This window comes from Moraxella sp. E33BD (assembly GCF_041807865.1).
Lineage (GTDB): Bacteria > Pseudomonadota > Gammaproteobacteria > Pseudomonadales > Moraxellaceae > Moraxella > Moraxella haemolytica.
Genome location: NZ_JBGTZD010000007.1, coordinates 42,356 through 60,189, shown reverse-complemented (window position 1 = coordinate 60,189; position 17,834 = coordinate 42,356). Strand labels below are relative to the sequence as shown.

Sequence of the window (17,834 nt, the reverse complement as noted above, 5' to 3'; positions counted from 1 at the left end):
ATGACAGCTTCTTTATTACTGGCAGCCCTTGCTATGGGCTTTTTTGGTTCGCCACATTGCTTGGGTATGTGTGGTGGTATTGTTACTGCATTTGGCATCTCAATGCGACATCTTTCACCCGCCAAAAGAAGACTTTTGGTTGCCACTTATCATCTTGGCAGACTGACCAGTTATATGGCATTGGGCGTGTTGGCAACGCTTATAGGTAGCCAGCTCATTGCACCATTTTTAACAAATAACGCCATGCCACGAATTTTGCTTGGAGCGGCTCTCATCTTTGCTGCCCTGCTCATGCTTGGCTTACCTGCTTTAAACCGCCTTGAAAAATTAGGTCTAGGACTATGGAACAAACTTGCTCCAGTGCGTCAAAAGGTCTTGCCCATTGATAGTCCTTCTAAGGCATTTTTAGCAGGAATATTGTGGGGGTTTTTGCCTTGTGGTTTAGTGTATGGTGCATTGGTTATGGCGGTCAGCATATCAAGCCTACATACCCATGCTTTGGTTGGTGCGACATTCATGCTATTTTTTGGCTTAGGTTCACTGCCGATGCTTATCGCTACTGATAGCATACTTGCCTTTTTGCAAAAAACGGTAAAAAAATTCAACCTACGCAAGTTCAGTGGTGCATTAATGCTAATATCAGGGATTTTGGTTGCTTTATCGCCCACCATCATGCACATGATGCACGGACACGACCACACTGGGCATGGTCATTTCGTTGGCAACCACCAACATCATATTCACAATCATCACACCGAGCATAGCTTTACTGAACACCATCACACGCAAGACAATCACAGCCATACCCAACATCAAAATCACAGCTCGCATCACACACATTAAATATCATAAATCATCATTGCCCAAGAATTAAATCAACCAATCACTCCAACTTCTGATGCCTTTTGGTTGGGGTGAGCTCTTGGTAAAGCCATCTTTTGCTTTAGTTTGATTCAATCATGCCACCAAGATTATAATTCTTCACAGATAATCCGTCATAAATCATGCCTTATAACAGATGATTATATGTTGTCATAAAAAACACCCCAAAGGCATCTGGCTTTTGGGGTGTTTATTTTAGTAAAACTTGTTAATAGTATTTATTCATTAACAAAAGAGCGATTATAGATAACCGTAAGCCACAAGTGCATTGGCAACTTGGGTAAAGCCTGCCACATTAGCACCTGTCATATAGTCAATCGCACCTTCGGTTGTGCCGTACTCTTCAGCAGCAGCCTTGGCACTTTCATGAATATTTTTCATGATTTTTTGAAGTTCCAAATCCAAATCCTCAAAAGACTTGTACTTACGCACTGAGTTTTGGCTCATCTCAAGACCAGATACCGCCACACCGCCAGCATTGGCAGCTTTACCAGGAGCATAAGCGATGCCATTGTCACGCACAATATCAATCGCTTCGGCTGTCAGTGGCATATTTGCACCTTCGCCAACATATTTGACGCCATGCTTCACAAGGGCTTTGGCATTGTCAGCATTAACTTCGTTTTGGGTGGCACAAGGCAGAGCCACTTCAGCATCAAACTGCCAAGGCTTTTGACCTTCTAACCACTCGCCACCAAACTCTGATACATAGTCAGCCAAAGCTTTGCCATTTTCTTTGTGAGCTTTAACCCAGTCAATCTTCTCTTGGGTGAAACCATCTTTATCAACAAGCGTGCCTTTTGAGTCAGAGAAAGTGATGACTTTACCACCCAAGTGTAGGCATTTTTCGGCAGCGTACTGTGCCACATTACCTGCACCTGATACTAGGACGGTTTTGCCTTCTAGGCTATCGTTGTTGACTTTTAGCATATTATCAAGGAAGTAAACAAGTCCATAACCTGTCGCCTCAGTACGAATGAGCGAACCACCATGACCTACGCCTTTACCAGTTAGCACCCCCTCAAACTCACGAGTTAGGTTTTTGTACATCGCAAACATATAGTTCACTTCACGACCGCCCACACCGATATCGCCTGCAGGCACATCCATATCTTTGCCGACATTTTTATGAAGCTCACGCATGAATGCGTAGCAAAAACGGCGGATCTCAGCCTCGCTCTTGCCTTTAGGGTCAAAGTCTGAACCACCCTTAGCACCACCCATTGGCAAACCAGTTAGGGCATTTTTGAAAATTTGCTCAAAACCTAAGAATTTTAGAGTGCCTTCGGTTACGGTTGGGTGGAAACGGATACCGCCTTTATAAGGGCCGATGGCATTGCTAAACTGTACACGCCAGCCACGGTTTACTTGAATCTCACCCTTATCGTTTTCCCAGTTTACACGGAATGAGATGATACGATCAGGCTCACATAGGCGTTCAAATACCTGCAAGGCTTCGTATTTTGGGTTATCGCCATAGACCTTCTCGATAGTCATGGCAACTTCTTTAACAGCTTGGATAAATTCTGGCTGATGAGCGTAGTTTTGCTCAATTTTAGCGATAGTAGCTTGAATAGTCATGGCAATCTTCCTGTGTTGACAATAAAAAATATTTTATTAATAGAAATTCATAATTTCTGTTAATGCCTTTATTAGCAAAGATAATATAGTCAAAAATTAAATAAAATGCAAACATTATTCACAATTTTTTATACATATATCTGAATTTATGATATATATCAACTCATCAATTAGTTTTATCAAATATATACTTTAATCATTCCAAAGAGTTAATCCATAAAAAACCCTGCCATTAGGCAGGATTTTTTTATTTAACAATCTCTAGGTGATCAAACTTAGGCAACTTTACACTTAGGCTATTGGTGCGATCAAACAATGTTTTTTCAAGCTCAGGTAAAGCGATTTGCATCATCGCTCCCATCACCATTTGCGGTTCAGATGGCTCAAATCCCATGAGTGCTTCTCGCTCGCCAATACGGCGACGAGCCTGAGAGAATGCTCCAGTTAACGTCGTTTGTTCACGCATACTCTCTGCAAAAAATGCTCGACCAAAATAAGTCATGTCAGCGTCATTGCTACAACCAAAAGATGCACGATCAGGTCGGCTGGCGGTAATGATGGCGGTAGTCGGACTTGATAAAGCCTGAATGAACGACCCTGAATAGCACGATGACACCACAATAACACGCCAGCGAATACCTGATGCATCAAGTGCTCCACGAAGCCACACAGGATCAATGGAGTCAAGCGTCAAAGGAGGGTTAGTCATCACCAAATCCCCCAATATACTACCTGATTCATCAACCGCCCCATGTGAACTTAATGTCAAAAATAGCACATCTTCATTAGGATTCATCTTTGTGCCGATATTCTTTAGCGACTGAGCCAAACTTGTGCGACTGGCGATGGGATGAGTATCCCAAGTGTACAAGTTGTTAATCAGCATGAGTGCACGATCTTTTACCCCAAAACGAGCTTCAAACAGCTGATGTGCTTGTTCAATTTCTTTGGCAAAGACATTTTGTTCTGCATAACCTGCCACCCCCACAAAATACCACTCACTCTTACCCTTAACCCCCTTGGCGATGGCAGATAGCTTTTGCTCCAGCAGTGCTGACTGCTCATAGAACTGCTGCTCACTTAGCGTTGGTACAACTTCCTTAACCTTAAAAATCGGTTGGTCGGCGGTGTTTTTTTGCCAGACAATCAGTAATGCTACCGCACCAGCAATCATCAACAGTCGCTCCCACCACTGCCAATGTAGCTTTTTGGCAAAAATCCACAACAACGATGCCGTCTGCCATACAAACAGCAACATGAATAAATTAGGCAAAATACCATATAAAGATGATGGCAGCAGACCCTTAATATCCAAAAATTGGATGGCACTTTGTGATAACACAAGCATCGTATCAGCAGTCAGCCACAAAATCACAGGCACAAACAATAACGAATAGTTCATCGTGCGTTTTGCCAAAATGATGCCTGCCACCAAGATAATGACTGGCCAAATCAGATAACTGATGAGTCCTTGTTCATTAAAATAGCCACTTTCATGTGCCGACAAGTAGCCAAACAAAATGTTTGACCCTGAAGCTGTCAATAAGAATAATATAAACTGCCCAAAAGTTGGCTTAACCAGCGAAAATGCACGAGTACTACCAACCAGCATTTTTAATGCAGCTAAGATATTAGAATATAGACTGGCAAACCCTGGTACGGATTCAAATTTTAAAGATGATTCAGATAACGGCAAGGCGAACTCTTTTTTAAGGTTAGTGGGTGGATTGATGATTAACGATACATCTACCAAACAGCCTATTTTCTCAAAATAGCATCATCTAAGCAAGATAAATTTATCAACACCTTAAATCAGCTCAACAAGATAACAACCCATACTGAGTGATTGCAGTAAACATAAGTTGATTGCCAATAAAAAAGCAGGCATAAAAAAGAGCGAACAGATTCGCCCTTTTGTGCAATTTCATCAATAAATACATCAATCTATAATGCCGTCTGTGGGGCAACTTGATGGTATCCACGCTCATAGTAAGTTAACGCCTCATTACTATCGCCATGCTTGATTGCCACAATTTCACAAATCAAGATGCCGTGCGTGCCTACTTCCTTAATTTCACGAATCTTACAATCAAAACCAATGAGAGCTTCTTCCAAAAGTGGCGAACCTGTTGCCAAAGTCGTCCAACTGGCAGTAGCAAATCTCTCTTCTGCACTCAACGAAGATGCAAAGGCGTTGGATAAATGCGACTGCTTGACAGTTAGCGTATTGACCATCAGTACGCCATTTTTGACAAAATCCTCATAAAAGCGAATGCTTGTATTCATACACACAAGAAGCGTGGGTGGTGAGTCGGTAACGCTTGCTACTGCCGATGCAGTAAAGCCGTAGCGACCATGTTCGCCATCAGTGGTTACGACATGCACGGCAGTGGCTAGCTTTGCCATCGCATCTTTAAAATCTGTTACAGATACCATGTTAATTCTTAAAATCTAATCGATGTTTATCAAAGTAAACATAAGGTGCGGCATGCACACCTTATGTACAAATACGCCTAGCGATTCGCTGTCAATTCGGTACGGATAATCTGTGCTCCTTGACTAAGGGCGTTGAGCTTACCTCGTGCCACCGTGCGAGACAAAGGAGCCATACCGCAGTTGGTAGAAGGATATAGCTTATCTGCATCCACAAATTGTAGAGCTTTACGCAAAGTATCCGCCACCTGCTCTGGTGTTTCAACGGTATTGGTTGCCACATCAATCGCCCCCACCATGACTTTTTTACCACGCACCAGTTCAATCAAGTCCATTGGCACTTTAGAATTTTGACATTCCAATGAAATGATATCAATGCTTGATTTTTGTAGTAACGGGAAGCTCTCTTCGTATTGCCGCCACTCATTGCCTAGCGTCTGCTTCCAATCGGTATTTGCCTTGATGCCATAGCCATAGCAAATATGTACCGCTGTTTGACAGTTTAGACCCTCTACTGCTCGCTCTAAAGCTGCCACACCCCAATCACTAAGTTCGTCAAAAAACACATTAAAAGCAGGTTCATCAAACTGGATAATATCTACGCCTGCTGCTTCTAGTTCTTTTGCTTCATCGTTTAGGATTTTGGCAAATTCCCACGCCAACTTTTCACGACTCTTATAATGCCCATCATACAGCGTATCAATCATCGTCATCGGACCAGGTAACGCCCATTTGATGAGTTTATCGGTATGTGCACGCAAGAACTTGGCATCTTCCACAAATACCGATTTAGGGCGTGATACCGCCCCTACCACGCTAGGCACGCTAGCATCATAACGATTGCGGATACGAACAGTCTCTCGTTTATTAAAATCCACACCGTCTAGATGTTCGATGAATGTCGTTACAAAATGCTGGCGAGTCTGCTCACCATCGCTCACAATATCAATACCAGCAGTGGCTTGCTCAGCAAGTGACACCAACAAGGCATCTTGCTTGGCTTGTCGCAATTCATCGCCTGAGAATTTCCATTCCGACCATAGTTTTTCAGGTTCGGCAAGCCAAGCAGGTTTTGGTAAACTGCCGGCAGTAGAAGTAGGGAGTAAAAGTTTGCTCATTGTGTTTTCCTAAAAGCCTAAAATCTCATGTGATACAAAAAAGCCAAATCAGCCGATGATTCTATCAGCTGATTTGAACCAAAGTTAATTATTTTTCATTTAACCAAGCATCTAAAATTTCTTTATAGGGCTTGATGAACTGCTCTTCTGCAAGCTTACCCTGCTTGATGGCAAGCTCGGTACGCTCCACACGGTCATATTCAACTTGGGTCAGTGAGTAGTCTTGATAAGTCAAGCTACCTTTATACACCTGCCCTGCCACCGAGTTAGCATTATAAATCTCTGGGCGATAGATTTTTTGGAAAGCTTCCATTGTGGCAATCGTACTGATTAGTTCAAGGTTGGTATAATCATTGAGCAAATCAGCATTTTCATCAAAATAAAACGCATACGGTGCAACCGAATTAGGCGGCATGAAGTAGCGAACCTTTAAGCCCATCTTGGCAAAGTATTCATCAGTCAATGAATAGTCATTTTGCACATATTCCACACCTAAAATTGGGTGAGCGTTGGTTGTTCTGTGGTAAGTCCTGGTGGTTGCCACGCTTAAGCACAAGACGGGTGGTTTTTTGAATTGAGCTTGGTATTCTGGCGAGTTTACCATGAGTTTGAACAATTTGCCATGCAAATCGCCATAACCTGCTGGTACGCTAAACTCACTCTTGCCTTCGTTATATTCACGAAGCAACACGCTAAAATCATAATCACGCACAAAAGATGAGAAGCTATTACCGATGATGCCATCGATGGTTTTGCCAGTCTTATGGTCAATCACTGAAGTTTTTAGCCATTCAAGACCTGAGAAGAACTCGCCCTTACCTGCCACATCAATATCAATAGACACAATGTCTAGCTTTACTGAGTAGCGGTCGCCATTAGGATTGTCCCAATTTGCCAAATCATTAAAACGATTGTCAATCATGTTAATGGCATTTTGTAAGTTTTGCTTGCGGTTCTCGCCTCGAGCCAAGTTGGCAAAGTTAGTGGTTAAGCGAGTACTACTGGCTGGTTCATAATTTTCATCAAATTCAAGGGTATGAACTTGGCATTTAAATTGTGTTGTCATGTCATCACCTATGTTTAGTGGTTGTCAGCTGTTTTTCACAACTGCTTAAAAGACATGTATATTAAACCACAAAACTTAGATGAATAAAAATGATATATTTTTAAAAATAATTGAAAATAATTCAAGTTACCTCACAAGCCCAACTATTTTTACTTTACGCTTCTTCAATTTACCAAAAATCCGACACATGGCTCACAAATAACCAACAAACAAAACGGCAACTAGACTGCCAAACTTTGCATATCCCATCTGGGCACACACGAAACCGATAGTCCATCACTCTGCCCCATCTGTAAACGGCAGTATCCTGCATAAGCAATCATCGCTCCATTATCCGTACATAGCTCTTTTGGTGCATAATGCACGGTGGCATGAATTTTGGCGAGCTGTTTTTCTAGATTTAATCGAAGTTCACTGTTGGCGGACACACCACCTGCAATAACAAGGCGTTTTAGTCCTGTCTGCTTTAATGCCTTAATACATTTTTTAACCAGTGTATCAACAACTGCAAACTCAAAACTTGCTGCAATATTGGCACGAACCACAGGGTCCTTATCGGCATTTGGCGTGTCTTTGATGACATTATGAATGGCAGTTTTCATGCCACTGAATGAAAAATCAAGTCCTTTGCCCAACATGGGGCGTGGTAGCTCATAGGCATTCTTATCCCCACCGACCGCCAGTTGTGCGATATTTGGACCGCCCGGATAAGGCAGATTTAGCATCTTTGCTGCTTTATCAAAGCACTCGCCTGCTGCATCGTCAATAGATTCACCCAAAACTTCATATTGACCCACCCCATCTGCTCGCACAAGCATGGTATGCCCACCTGAAACCAACAAACAGACAAAAGGAAATGCCACATCATCACCCAACAAAGGTGCTAACAGATGTCCTTCCATGTGATGCACACCAATGGCGGGCACGCCAAGCCCATAAGCAAGCGTCCGCCCAAACAACGCTCCTGTCATCAAAGCACCAATCAATCCTGGACCTTTGGTATAGGCGATAGCACTAATCTTGTGCTTTGAGATATTCGCCTGCTCCAACAAATCATGAAAAAGCGGTACAAGTTTACGAATATGGTCTCGGCTAGCAAGCTCAGGCACAACGCCACCATAAGTAGCATGCAGTTCAATCTGGCTATGCAGCACTTGAGCGAGTACACCGCCCTTTCCATCATTCATTTGGCTATCATAAATCGCAAGCCCTGTCTCATCACAAGATGTCTCAAGCCCCAATACTTTCATAATTTCTCAAGTTTTTCAAATCATTTAGCACTTTATTATAACATGATTTTTATGATACAGTTTGTAATATGGCATAACTTAAGTAATAGACCAAAATAGCCTAAGGTCTTAAACATCTTTAAAAAATCCAAAAAAGATAGCTAAACATGCGTTCAAAGACCTGCATCATTTATCGGATTACTTGAGCTACCTCTTATGCTGTTATGATTATTAGAATTTAAAATGATCGCAAAATAGTATCAACGCCCCATAACCTTACCCTCTCGGCGTGGGTCAGCACCGCCCGATAGACCTGCATTCGTAATCACAATACCTTGAACGCCTGAATTCAAATCCCGAATATCAGTTTTAAAGCCAAACTCAATGAGCTTATCATTAAAGTCTATTGCATCACTGTTTTGTTCAAGCTCATAATTACCAAAGCGGTTTAAAACATTTGGGTAATTAATCGCTTGTTGAATATCCATACCCCAATCAATATGTGCCACCAGTGTTTTGGCGACATAGCCAATAATACGACTACCGCCTGGCGAACCAACTACCATATACGGCTTACCATCTAGCATCACAATAGTAGGTGCCATTGATGAGCGTGGACGCTTACCACCTTCAACACGATTGGCGACATATTTACCGCTCTTGGTTGGCTCAAAAGAAAAATCAGTCAATTCGTTATTTAATAAATAACCATTCGCCATAAGCCCTGAACCAAACGCATTTTCGATTGATGTGGTCATGGATAATACATTGCCATATTTATCCACGATGCTAATATGGCTTGTAGACGGTAATTCTAGACTTGGGGCAGCAGCATACTTGCTTTGTAAATTGGGCACATTGCCTGCTTGAACCACATCAAGGGCAGTATTGCTGTTTTTGATAAGTTTGGCACGGTTTTTTAGATAATGGTCTGACATCAAAAATTGGCTTGGCACATTGACAAATTCGGGGTCAGCTACATATTTTTCACGGTCAGCAAATGCAAGCCTTGACGCATCACCCAAGATTCTTAGCGTGTTTGGGTCATCTTTTGGTAATTGCTCTTTTGAAAATTGATTGAGCACACCGACAATCTGCCCAACCGCAATACCCCCAGAGCTTGGTGCGTCCATACCACACACTTGATAGCTGCGGTAATTGGCACAGACAGGCTCTTTTTGTATGACTTTATAATCATGAAAATCCGCCATACTTAATGCACCGTTGTTATTTTGGACGACACCTACGATGTTTTGGGCATACCGACCTTGATAAAATGGGCGTGAACCTTCTGCAGCAAGCATTTTTAAGGTATTTGCGTATTCATTATTTTTTAGCAAATCACCCTCTTGCAAAGGTTTGCCATTTGGCAAAAAGTAATCAGCAGTTGATTTATAATTTGCTAAGGTTTTTTGATTACTTTTAATAGAGTCTGCCATGCGTTTTGAGACATAAAAACCATTTTTGCTTAAACCAATGGGTGTATCAAATAGGCTTTGCCATGCTAATTTACCATATTTTTTGTGCAAGGTTTCCATAAGCATGGGGATAGCAGGCACACCAACCGAGCGACCGCCAACGACTGCATCCATAAAGCCCATAGGCTTACCATCCTTCATAAATAACTCACCATCAACCGCTTGTGGGGCAGTTTCCCGCCCATCAAAAGTTGTTAACTGCTTAGTTTTATTATCCCAATAGACAACAAATGCCCCACCGCCAAGTCCTGATGATTGCGGCTCAACAAGGCCAAGCGTGCTCTGTACAGCGATCATAGCATCAATGGCTGTACCACCCTTTAATAAAATATCATAGCCTGCTTGCGTGGCAATAGGATTAGCGGTAGCTACCATAAAATGTTTGGCGTGCGTCAGTTTTTGGTCAGTTAAACCATAGCCAATTTCTGGGGCAATGTCTTGTTTTTTTCGTTCACTGATTTTAGTTGTAGGTTTGGCAGTTTTGGTTTGCGTGGTGGGTGTTGCCACACAACCTGACAAAACAAATACCGTCATCAAAGATAAAGCAGCCTTCATTGGATATTCCTTAATAAAATTTTGTTGCTAGAATTTAACTGTATTTTAACAAGGCATCATATTTTTGTATATGATTATTTTGATAAAGTTGCCAAGCTAAATGTGATGACTCTAATAAAACAAAGACTCAAAGATGACAAAAAACCGCACTAAGGCGGTTTTTAAACATTAATAGACTATTTAGAACCAGCTCCCCAGTTAAAGCCCCATTTATAATAATCGTCACAGTCTTTATGTCCACGATGAAAGGTAATTTGCTTGCGTACTGTCATATGATTACCAGAAAAATCAATCATAGCAATCGCACAAAATTTTCTGCCATCAGTCTGTCTGCCCATTTCAACCACAACATCAGGTTGATTGGGTATTTTTATTGTTACAATGGCATCAGACTCATTCCACTTGGCAACCCCATCATAAATAAAACAATAAACGATTAGCTGTCTAATATCTAAAATACCCTGTGGGTTAACCAAAATACTTTCGCCAGTCGCACTACTACCAACTCTATCATCTCCACAATGCCATACCCAAGGTGATTGTGTATAACAACCTTGTGCGGTTTGTTGGTTTCTTGCTCCGCCACGATTGTGAGAAAATTGCACGCCATCAATGACACCTGATTGACCATTTTTTAATTGATAATAACAACCCAAATCTAAATCGATCTCTTGATGTTTTTGGAATAAACCAGCTAGCAATCCATTAGGTTTTTTGCTTTGAGACCAGTTTAAATTAATAACGATAGCACTGTCATTATTTTTGGATAAGTCTACTCTTGCTGCATCGCCAGATTTTTCTAGCACAATTTTACTCAGTGAAATTTTTGGTTTTTTGGTTACATCAATTGCCATTATGCACTCCTAATCATAAGAACCAACCCTAAAAAATAAAGAGCGAATAATTAACCGCTCTTTATTGTCAATAGCTATTTATTAGATATTAATACCATAATTGCGTGCCAAAGCTCCTAAACCACCTGAAAAACCTTGGCCGATAGCACGGAATTTCCACTCGCCATTATGGCGGTACACTTCCCCAAAAATCATGGCGGTTTCGGTAGAAGCATCTTCATTTAAATCAAAACGAGCGATTTCCCTGTCACTTACCCCATTTACACAGCGAATAAATGCATTGGAAACCTGACCAAAACTTTGTCTTCTAATGTCGGCATCATGAATGGTTACAGTAATGGCAATCTTTTCAATACCTGCTGGCACTTTATCTAAATTAATGATTAGACTTTCATCATCACCATCACCCTCACCAGTACGATTATCACCTGTATGCTCCACGCTACCATCAATTGACTTTAAGTTATTATAAAAAATAAAATCATTATCTGAACGCACTTTATCGTTGCTAGCCAACAAAAAAGCACTGCCATCAAGGTCAAAATCCACACCATCAGTTGAACGCACATCCCAACCCAAACCAATAATAAGCTTGGTTAAGCTAGGGTCGCTTTTGCTCAAGCTGACATTACCGCCTTTTGATAAAGATACTGACATAATCATTCTCCATTGTGTCAAGTGAAAAAGAAAAACAGTTATTGTTTTTCAGGAAAAATAAACGATGCAATCACACCGCTTGCTAGAACAGATAAAACTATTATTAAACTTGTATTTGCTGAAATATGAATGCCTGTGTCGCTAATGGCATGATTCCACGACTGCAAACCCATTTTAAAGCCAATAAAAAACAATAACGCAACCACCGCCTTTTCTAAATACACCAAATATTTGGTTAATGCAGCTAGTACAAAATACAAACTTCTAAGCCCCAAAATGGCAAAAATCATTGCCGCATACACCAATAATGGCTCTTGAGTGATCGCAATAACCGCAGGTACAGAGTCAAAAGCAAAAGCCACATCAGATGTCTCAATCGCCATTAGGCACAAAAAAGCAGGGGTGGCATAACGCAAACCTTTTCTTGTCGTTACAGCTAATTGTTCAGCATTAAGCTCACCATGTTTGACAAAAAATTTATCGCCAAAAAGTCGGCTATAAATAGGTGTAAATTTACCCATCAATCGCACGCTCCAATGATTAGAATAATCTTCAATTTCTTCACTATCATCATCGCTGCCTTGTAGCATTTTAAACCCACTCCAAATGACAAATGCAGAGAACAAGAAACCAACCCAAGGACTGGCAACAAAAAGCCCTGTACCGATTGCTACAAATATCGCCCTAAAAGCCAAAGCACCGATAATTCCCCAATACAAAATTCGATGTTGCAACTTGCCTGCAATACCAAATGATGAAAAAATTGCCATAAAGACCATTAGGTTATCAATGGATAAACTCTTTTCTAGAACATATCCTGCCAGATAAAGATTGGCAAATTCAGGTGTAAATCGCCACCACAAATAACTATAAAATAGCATCGCAAGACCAATCCAAAAGACAGACCAAAGCGATGCATCTTTTATGCTAATTTCAGCAGTGTTTCTGTGAGCAAATAAATCTAAATAAACAGAAATGACAATCACACCAAAAAATATTACAATCGTTTCAATTGGAAAACCAAAACCCTGCATACAAATCCTTACTTAAAAAATACTTGCCAATTAAAGCAACAAAAAATATAATGAAATTATAGTGATGACAAGCAACTTCAACCACCAACAAGCAATATTTATAAAAAACACATTTGTGGTGAAAATTACCCAAAAAGTAGGCAATATGAAAAACATTCCCCAAAAAATTAAAATCATGCGTGAAATAAATCAGTGGTCTCAAGAGGAGATGGCAAATAAATTGCATATGTCTGTTAATGGCTACGCCAAGATTGAACGCGGAGAGACCAAGCTGACATTAGCCAAACTAGAACAAATAGCACAGATTTTTGAGTTGGATGTGCTTGAACTGATGCAAAATAGCAATAAAAACATTTATTTTTTAATGAATAACGAAAGTTCAGATAATAATACAGCTTACTGTGGAACAAATGATAGTATTGCCACTGACAACGAAAAACTAAAGATGTTATTGAGACATAAAGATGAATTACTTCAAAATAAAGATGTGCTACTAGAACAAAAACAAAATGAGATTGATTCACTAAAAGAAATTATTACTTTGTTAAAGAAAAATTCAAAATCTGATTCATAAACCAAAAAAGCCCTGCACTGGCAGGACTTTTTTATTTAAATACTCACTTTTATTTTACTAACTTTGGTTTTAAACTTATTACTCAAATCATCTATAAGATGTGTACACAATGAGAACTACTACAAAATTATCTATTTTCTGGTATGATATAATCAAGGTTTTTATTGCTATTAATCTTTAGAACACTTTAATTGCATACTGCCATGACGATATTATTAGTCATTGGCGTTATGCCCCAATTTGGTACTTTTGAGAAGTCAGATTGGCGTTTATTCTGACAATCCACCAAAATGGGCGTATGCTCTGCCGACATGCGTCTTTCAAAAAAGTATAAGTTCGCTTGCCTAACAAGACCTGACTCACCTACTATCTTTTCGACAGCCACAAAGCGAGTGGTTGGTGCAATAAAATACGACCAAGGCTGATAAAATACAGATGATTCATGCGTCGCCACCACGACCACTCCCTCTGGGAGACGGTTTTTGGTATGGTCAAACCAATCATACTCGCTATACACCTGAAAACCAATCATACCAAGCCCTGCTGCTGCCGGCACAATCCACTTTGGTAATTTTTTGATGATAAGTCGTAATGACATCACCACGCCTGCCGCCATAAATCCTGTCAAAAAAGTTGCAATCAATTCCCAAAACATCGTTATTTTTCCTTAAATTTACCAATCAGTTTGCCAAATGCTTTGATGATTATCATAAGTCATCATACAGTATCCAAACTATATCACAAAGCATTCTGCTTGAATAGTTAGTTTTTTTCAACCCTTTTATACACTTTGACTTGACATATAAATAATTTCATATCGTTAGTCATGAGTGCAAATATACAATAAAAAATGCAAGCCCTTAAGACTTGCATTTTTTGAAGGCTTTGCGATTAGTGATCAATCGCAGCACCTGCACCTTTAGGATAGCGCACACTTTCAACAAGATCTTGAATCTCTTGTGGTGGCGGTGCTGTCATATACGATACCGCAAATGCGACCACGAAGTTTAGCAATGCACCAATCGGACCGATACCAAGTGGATTGATACCAAATATCCAACCAGAAGCATCATCAGCAAGACTTGCAGTACCTGGAATAAAGAACCAACCTTTAAACAAGAATATGTATATACAGGTGAAGATCAACCCTGCTAGCATACCCGCAACCGCACCTTTGTTGTTAATGCGTTTTGAGAATATACCCATCATCAAGGCAGGGAACAACGAAGAGCCTGCAATACCGAACGCCAAGGCGACTGTTTGTGCCGCAAAGCCTGGCGGATTCATACCCAACCAAGTGGCTACCGCAATCGATAATACCATCACGACACGGGCGACATTTAGTTCACCTTTATCCGAAATGTCTGGCTTGAGCACCATTTTAATCAAATCATGCGAAATGGCTGACGAGATGGCTAGCAACAGACCTGCTGCAGTAGATAACGCCGCTGCGATACCACCTGCTGCAATCAGACCAATAACCCAACCAGGTAAGTTTGCAATCTCAGGGTTGGCAAGTACCATGATGTCATTGTTAGCAACCAATTCATTGCCTTTTAAGCCTTTGGCTTCAGCCGCTGCCAAGAAAGCATCGTCTTTTGAGTTGTCATTATAGTAATCAATTTTGCCATCACCATTTTTATCTTCAAACTTCAAAAGACCTGTTTGTTCCCAGTTTTTCATCCATTCTGGGCGAGCTTCATAATCAATCGGTGCAGAAGCTGTACCATTTGGATATACAGTCTCAACCAAATTCATACGAGCCATAGAACCTACCGCAGGAGCGGTCGTATATAGCAAGGCGATGAATACCAATGTCCAGCCTGCTGACGAACGAGCATCGGATACTTTATTAACCGTAAAGAAGCGGATGATAACATGTGGCAAACCAGCAGTACCAATCATCAACGATAAAGTCAGCAAGAACATATTTAGTTTATCAGGTACATCGGCAGTATAAGCAGCAAAACCCAGATCGGTTACTAATGCGTCAAGCTTAGACAACATGGTCATGCCACTTTCCACATCATTGCCAAACATGCCCAAAGCTGGGATAGGGTTACCAGTGATGTTTAAAGAAATAAAAATCGCAGGCACGATATAGGCAATCATCAATACCACATACTGAGCAACCTGTGTATAGGTGATACCCTTCATGCCACCTAATACAGCATAGAATAATACCACAACAGCAGCAATGATAAGACCTGTATTCTTATCAACTTCTAAGAAGCGAGAGAAAGCAACGCCAGCACCTGTCATCTGACCGATAACATAGGTTGTACATGCAAGAATAAGGCAGACAACCGCAATCAGACGAGCCGATTTAGAATAGAAACGATCGCCAATAAAGTCAGGTACAGTAAATTTACCGAACTTACGAAGGTAAGGGGCGAGCAATAATGCAAGCAATACAAAACCACCCGTCCAACCCATCAAATAGGCCGACGCAGCATAGCCACCCATCGCTAGCATACCTGCCATTGAGATAAATGACGCAGCACTCATCCAGTCAGCACCCGTTGCCATACCGTTCACAACAGGGTGAACACCGCCACCTGCAACATAGAATTCTTCTGTTGAGCCAGCACGCGCCCACAGTGCAATCCCAAAGTAAAGCACGAACGAAGCACCAACAAAAAATAGGTTAATCCAAAACTGACTCATGGCTTATTCCTCCTCTACGCCATATTCTTTATCCAGCTTGTTCATACGCCAAGCATAGAAAAAAATCAAAGCGACAAAAACAAGAATAGCACCTTGCTGACCAAACCATAGTCCAAGGTCTGTACCCATGAAAGTGATGCCCATCAATGCTGGGCGAAGTATGATAGCAAAACCGAGCGAGCATAATGCCCAAACAATTAAGCAACCGATGATGAGGCGTACATTGGCTTTCCAGTAGCCCACGACATCGTGTTCTGTACCATGCGACATGGTAACCTCCTTGTAAATTGCATAGTTGCAATTTAAAAATTCACTTCCTTAACAAAATACTTCTTAAGACCACTCCTAGCCCTAAAAATTGTTACTACTTATTAAATCCTGTTAAGAAAGTAGGCCACAATTCTCACCAGTCCATCAACCAAACACCATCTTTATTTGACTTAGCTTGCGTGATGAACTAGGCTCCATAAAATATAAATAAAATTTGGTAGTTCGCATGATAGCATAGTTTTTTAGCATTTCAAGTATTTTTGTGGAAAATTTGAGAATTTTTTAACCCTACCGCAACATTATAGCAACTCAATTTAAGTCATACCACACAAAACTATGATTTTGTGCTATTCTAATTATACTATTTTTAAACTTGGCATAAATCATGGATTTATCTCATCTCAACACCTTTATTCATGTAGCAAAGACGGGTAATATCAGCCAGTCCGCCAAGATGCTAGGTATCTCACAACCCACCTTATCTCGCCATATTGCCCAGCTTGAACAGACGCTCGGACAACAACTCATCGACCGTCGCCATCGACCAATACAGTTAACAGCGGCAGGTATCTTTTTTTATAATCACGCCAAAAAAAACCTGCATGAGCTAAATGAACTCATCACACTCACCCAAACTTTTGGTAAATACACCCCAAATACTTTAAGAATCGGTTTTGTGGCATCAATCTTATATGGACTACTGCCTGATGTAATAGGCGAGCTAAGAGTACAACTGCCAAACCTTGATGTTAGACTGACAGAAATCAGCTCTGGTGATCAGAATCGTGCATTAAAAGCAGGCGAAATCGATGTCGGCTTTGGTCGTTTTTTATCGTCAGAATCATTCATCAAACAAATACTCTTACGACATGAACAGCTGGTTGTTGCCCTGCCGATGAATCATCAACTTACAAAAAAAAGCAACATTTCTTTTAAATCATTAAATGATGAGATGTTAATCTTGTATCATCGCACACCCATACTATTGAGTACAGGACAAGAGTTTGATCCTCTTTTACATTTATTTTACGAACGACATCTTATTCCAAAAAATACTCAAAAGGTTAGAGATATGCAGATTGCCTTAGGGCTTGTGTCAGCAGGTGAAGGCGTCACCATCGTGCCAATAAGCCTAAAGGGAATTCATCAAGAAAAAATCACCTACCTACCACTTAGCCCTGATAATGCCACCTCCCCCATATATCTTAATACACTTTTGGACAACCAAAACCCTAACATCACTACACTATTAAAATCAATCCAAACTGTCTATGAAAAAAAGGCATCATACAAACAAACCCCTTATTGATAAATTTGTAACAAAATATTTTAAATAATATCCAAAATTTGTATAAATCCGCCCATAATATTGCAAAACACAAAGTATATTATTTAATTTCTGTATAGTATTGCAACACTCATCTTTATGATGAGTG

At 40.6% G+C, this 17,834-nt stretch carries 16 protein-coding genes; 3 read left to right on the top strand and 13 right to left on the bottom strand.

The window, feature by feature from the left end:
* The gene (locus ACERC6_RS05560) at positions 1–843 is read left to right on the top strand and encodes a sulfite exporter TauE/SafE family protein (protein WP_284674080.1); all 843 of its coding nucleotides are present in this window, start codon (positions 1–3) and stop codon (positions 841–843) included.
* Positions 844–1,122: 279 nt separating this feature from the next.
* Here ACERC6_RS05560 and gdhA read toward each other — a convergent pair whose 3' ends face one another.
* The 10 genes from gdhA to ACERC6_RS05510 all read right to left on the bottom strand — a co-directional run bounded on the left by gdhA (position 1,123) and on the right by ACERC6_RS05510 (position 12,887).
* On the bottom strand, positions 1,123–2,463 hold the full coding sequence (gene gdhA, locus ACERC6_RS05555; RefSeq protein WP_284674079.1) for an NADP-specific glutamate dehydrogenase: 1,341 nt from the start codon (positions 2,461–2,463) through the stop codon (positions 1,123–1,125).
* Between the two features lie 247 nt (positions 2,464–2,710).
* Positions 2,711–4,159 carry a C13 family peptidase gene (locus ACERC6_RS05550; RefSeq protein WP_373628106.1) on the bottom strand — a complete coding sequence of 483 codons (1,449 nt, stop codon included), beginning with the start codon at positions 4,157–4,159 and terminating at the stop codon, positions 2,711–2,713.
* 248 nt (positions 4,160–4,407) lie between these two features.
* Complete coding sequence (locus ACERC6_RS05545; protein WP_373628105.1) at positions 4,408–4,899, bottom strand: flavin reductase family protein; 492 nt, start codon at positions 4,897–4,899, stop codon at positions 4,408–4,410.
* A 77-nt stretch (positions 4,900–4,976) separates the two neighbouring features.
* Positions 4,977–6,014: a methionine synthase gene (locus ACERC6_RS05540; RefSeq protein ID WP_373628104.1), complete on the bottom strand. Its 1,038-nt coding sequence runs from the start codon at positions 6,012–6,014 to the stop codon at positions 4,977–4,979.
* 88 nt (positions 6,015–6,102) lie between these two features.
* Positions 6,103–7,080 carry a DUF1852 domain-containing protein gene (locus ACERC6_RS05535; protein WP_373628103.1) on the bottom strand — a complete coding sequence of 326 codons (978 nt, stop codon included), beginning with the start codon at positions 7,078–7,080 and terminating at the stop codon, positions 6,103–6,105.
* A gap of 221 nt (positions 7,081–7,301) precedes the next feature.
* On the bottom strand, positions 7,302–8,330 hold the full coding sequence (gene tsaD, locus ACERC6_RS05530) for a tRNA (adenosine(37)-N6)-threonylcarbamoyltransferase complex transferase subunit TsaD (RefSeq protein WP_373628102.1): 1,029 nt from the start codon (positions 8,328–8,330) through the stop codon (positions 7,302–7,304).
* A gap of 239 nt (positions 8,331–8,569) precedes the next feature.
* Complete coding sequence (ggt, locus tag ACERC6_RS05525; protein ID WP_373628101.1) at positions 8,570–10,342, bottom strand: gamma-glutamyltransferase; 1,773 nt, start codon at positions 10,340–10,342, stop codon at positions 8,570–8,572.
* Positions 10,343–10,518: 176 nt separating this feature from the next.
* Positions 10,519–11,196, bottom strand: a complete 678-nt coding sequence (locus tag ACERC6_RS05520) for a hypothetical protein (RefSeq protein WP_284674071.1) — start codon at positions 11,194–11,196, stop codon at positions 10,519–10,521.
* Positions 11,197–11,277: 81 nt separating this feature from the next.
* Complete coding sequence (locus ACERC6_RS05515) at positions 11,278–11,853, bottom strand: TerD family protein (protein WP_284674070.1); 576 nt, start codon at positions 11,851–11,853, stop codon at positions 11,278–11,280.
* A gap of 38 nt (positions 11,854–11,891) precedes the next feature.
* A complete protein-coding gene (locus ACERC6_RS05510) occupies positions 11,892–12,887 on the bottom strand; it encodes a TerC/Alx family metal homeostasis membrane protein (protein WP_373628100.1) in 996 nt (331 codons plus the stop codon).
* A 64-nt stretch (positions 12,888–12,951) separates the two neighbouring features.
* On the opposite strand from ACERC6_RS05510, the gene ACERC6_RS05505 reads away from it, so the two are divergent.
* Positions 12,952–13,461 (top strand): helix-turn-helix domain-containing protein, encoded by a 510-nt coding sequence (locus tag ACERC6_RS05505; RefSeq protein WP_284674068.1) that lies wholly within the window; start codon positions 12,952–12,954, stop codon positions 13,459–13,461.
* Positions 13,462–13,648: 187 nt separating this feature from the next.
* On the opposite strand, the gene ACERC6_RS05500 is transcribed toward ACERC6_RS05505, so the two are convergent.
* The 3 genes from ACERC6_RS05500 to ACERC6_RS05490 all read right to left on the bottom strand — a co-directional run bounded on the left by ACERC6_RS05500 (position 13,649) and on the right by ACERC6_RS05490 (position 16,398).
* Complete coding sequence (locus ACERC6_RS05500; protein WP_284674067.1) at positions 13,649–14,116, bottom strand: hypothetical protein; 468 nt, start codon at positions 14,114–14,116, stop codon at positions 13,649–13,651.
* 236 nt (positions 14,117–14,352) lie between these two features.
* Positions 14,353–16,128 carry a sodium:solute symporter family protein gene (locus ACERC6_RS05495; protein ID WP_284674066.1) on the bottom strand — a complete coding sequence of 592 codons (1,776 nt, stop codon included), beginning with the start codon at positions 16,126–16,128 and terminating at the stop codon, positions 14,353–14,355.
* A gap of 3 nt (positions 16,129–16,131) precedes the next feature.
* Positions 16,132–16,398, bottom strand: coding sequence for a DUF4212 domain-containing protein (locus ACERC6_RS05490; RefSeq protein ID WP_284674065.1), 267 nt, complete (start codon positions 16,396–16,398; stop codon positions 16,132–16,134).
* A 385-nt stretch (positions 16,399–16,783) separates the two neighbouring features.
* Here ACERC6_RS05490 and ACERC6_RS05485 point away from each other — a divergent pair, with 385 nt between their 5' ends.
* Positions 16,784–17,707: a LysR family transcriptional regulator gene (locus ACERC6_RS05485; protein ID WP_373628099.1), complete on the top strand. Its 924-nt coding sequence runs from the start codon at positions 16,784–16,786 to the stop codon at positions 17,705–17,707.
* Positions 17,708–17,834 lie beyond the last annotated feature (127 nt).

What these genes read in the sequence shown, in the direction of transcription:
- ACERC6_RS05560 (WP_284674080.1), top strand. Translation starts at nt 1, where the DNA reads ATGACAGCTTCTTTATTACTGGCAGCCCTTGCTATGGGCTTTTTTGGT.
- gdhA (WP_284674079.1), bottom strand. Translation starts at nt 2,463, where the DNA reads ATGACTATTCAAGCTACTATCGCTAAAATTGAGCAAAACTACGCTCAT.
- ACERC6_RS05545 (WP_373628105.1), bottom strand. Translation starts at nt 4,899, where the DNA reads ATGGTATCTGTAACAGATTTTAAAGATGCGATGGCAAAGCTAGCCACT.
- ACERC6_RS05540 (WP_373628104.1), bottom strand. Translation starts at nt 6,014, where the DNA reads ATGAGCAAACTTTTACTCCCTACTTCTACTGCCGGCAGTTTACCAAAA.
- ACERC6_RS05535 (WP_373628103.1), bottom strand. Translation starts at nt 7,080, where the DNA reads ATGACAACACAATTTAAATGCCAAGTTCATACCCTTGAATTTGATGAA.
- tsaD (WP_373628102.1), bottom strand. Translation starts at nt 8,330, where the DNA reads ATGAAAGTATTGGGGCTTGAGACATCTTGTGATGAGACAGGGCTTGCG.
- ggt (WP_373628101.1), bottom strand. Translation starts at nt 10,342, where the DNA reads ATGAAGGCTGCTTTATCTTTGATGACGGTATTTGTTTTGTCAGGTTGT.
- ACERC6_RS05520 (WP_284674071.1), bottom strand. Translation starts at nt 11,196, where the DNA reads ATGGCAATTGATGTAACCAAAAAACCAAAAATTTCACTGAGTAAAATT.
- ACERC6_RS05515 (WP_284674070.1), bottom strand. Translation starts at nt 11,853, where the DNA reads ATGTCAGTATCTTTATCAAAAGGCGGTAATGTCAGCTTGAGCAAAAGC.
- ACERC6_RS05510 (WP_373628100.1), bottom strand. Translation starts at nt 12,887, where the DNA reads ATGCAGGGTTTTGGTTTTCCAATTGAAACGATTGTAATATTTTTTGGT.
- ACERC6_RS05505 (WP_284674068.1), top strand. Translation starts at nt 12,952, where the DNA reads ATGACAAGCAACTTCAACCACCAACAAGCAATATTTATAAAAAACACA.
- ACERC6_RS05500 (WP_284674067.1), bottom strand. Translation starts at nt 14,116, where the DNA reads ATGTTTTGGGAATTGATTGCAACTTTTTTGACAGGATTTATGGCGGCA.
- ACERC6_RS05495 (WP_284674066.1), bottom strand. Translation starts at nt 16,128, where the DNA reads ATGAGTCAGTTTTGGATTAACCTATTTTTTGTTGGTGCTTCGTTCGTG.
- ACERC6_RS05490 (WP_284674065.1), bottom strand. Translation starts at nt 16,398, where the DNA reads ATGTCGCATGGTACAGAACACGATGTCGTGGGCTACTGGAAAGCCAAT.
- ACERC6_RS05485 (WP_373628099.1), top strand. Translation starts at nt 16,784, where the DNA reads ATGGATTTATCTCATCTCAACACCTTTATTCATGTAGCAAAGACGGGT.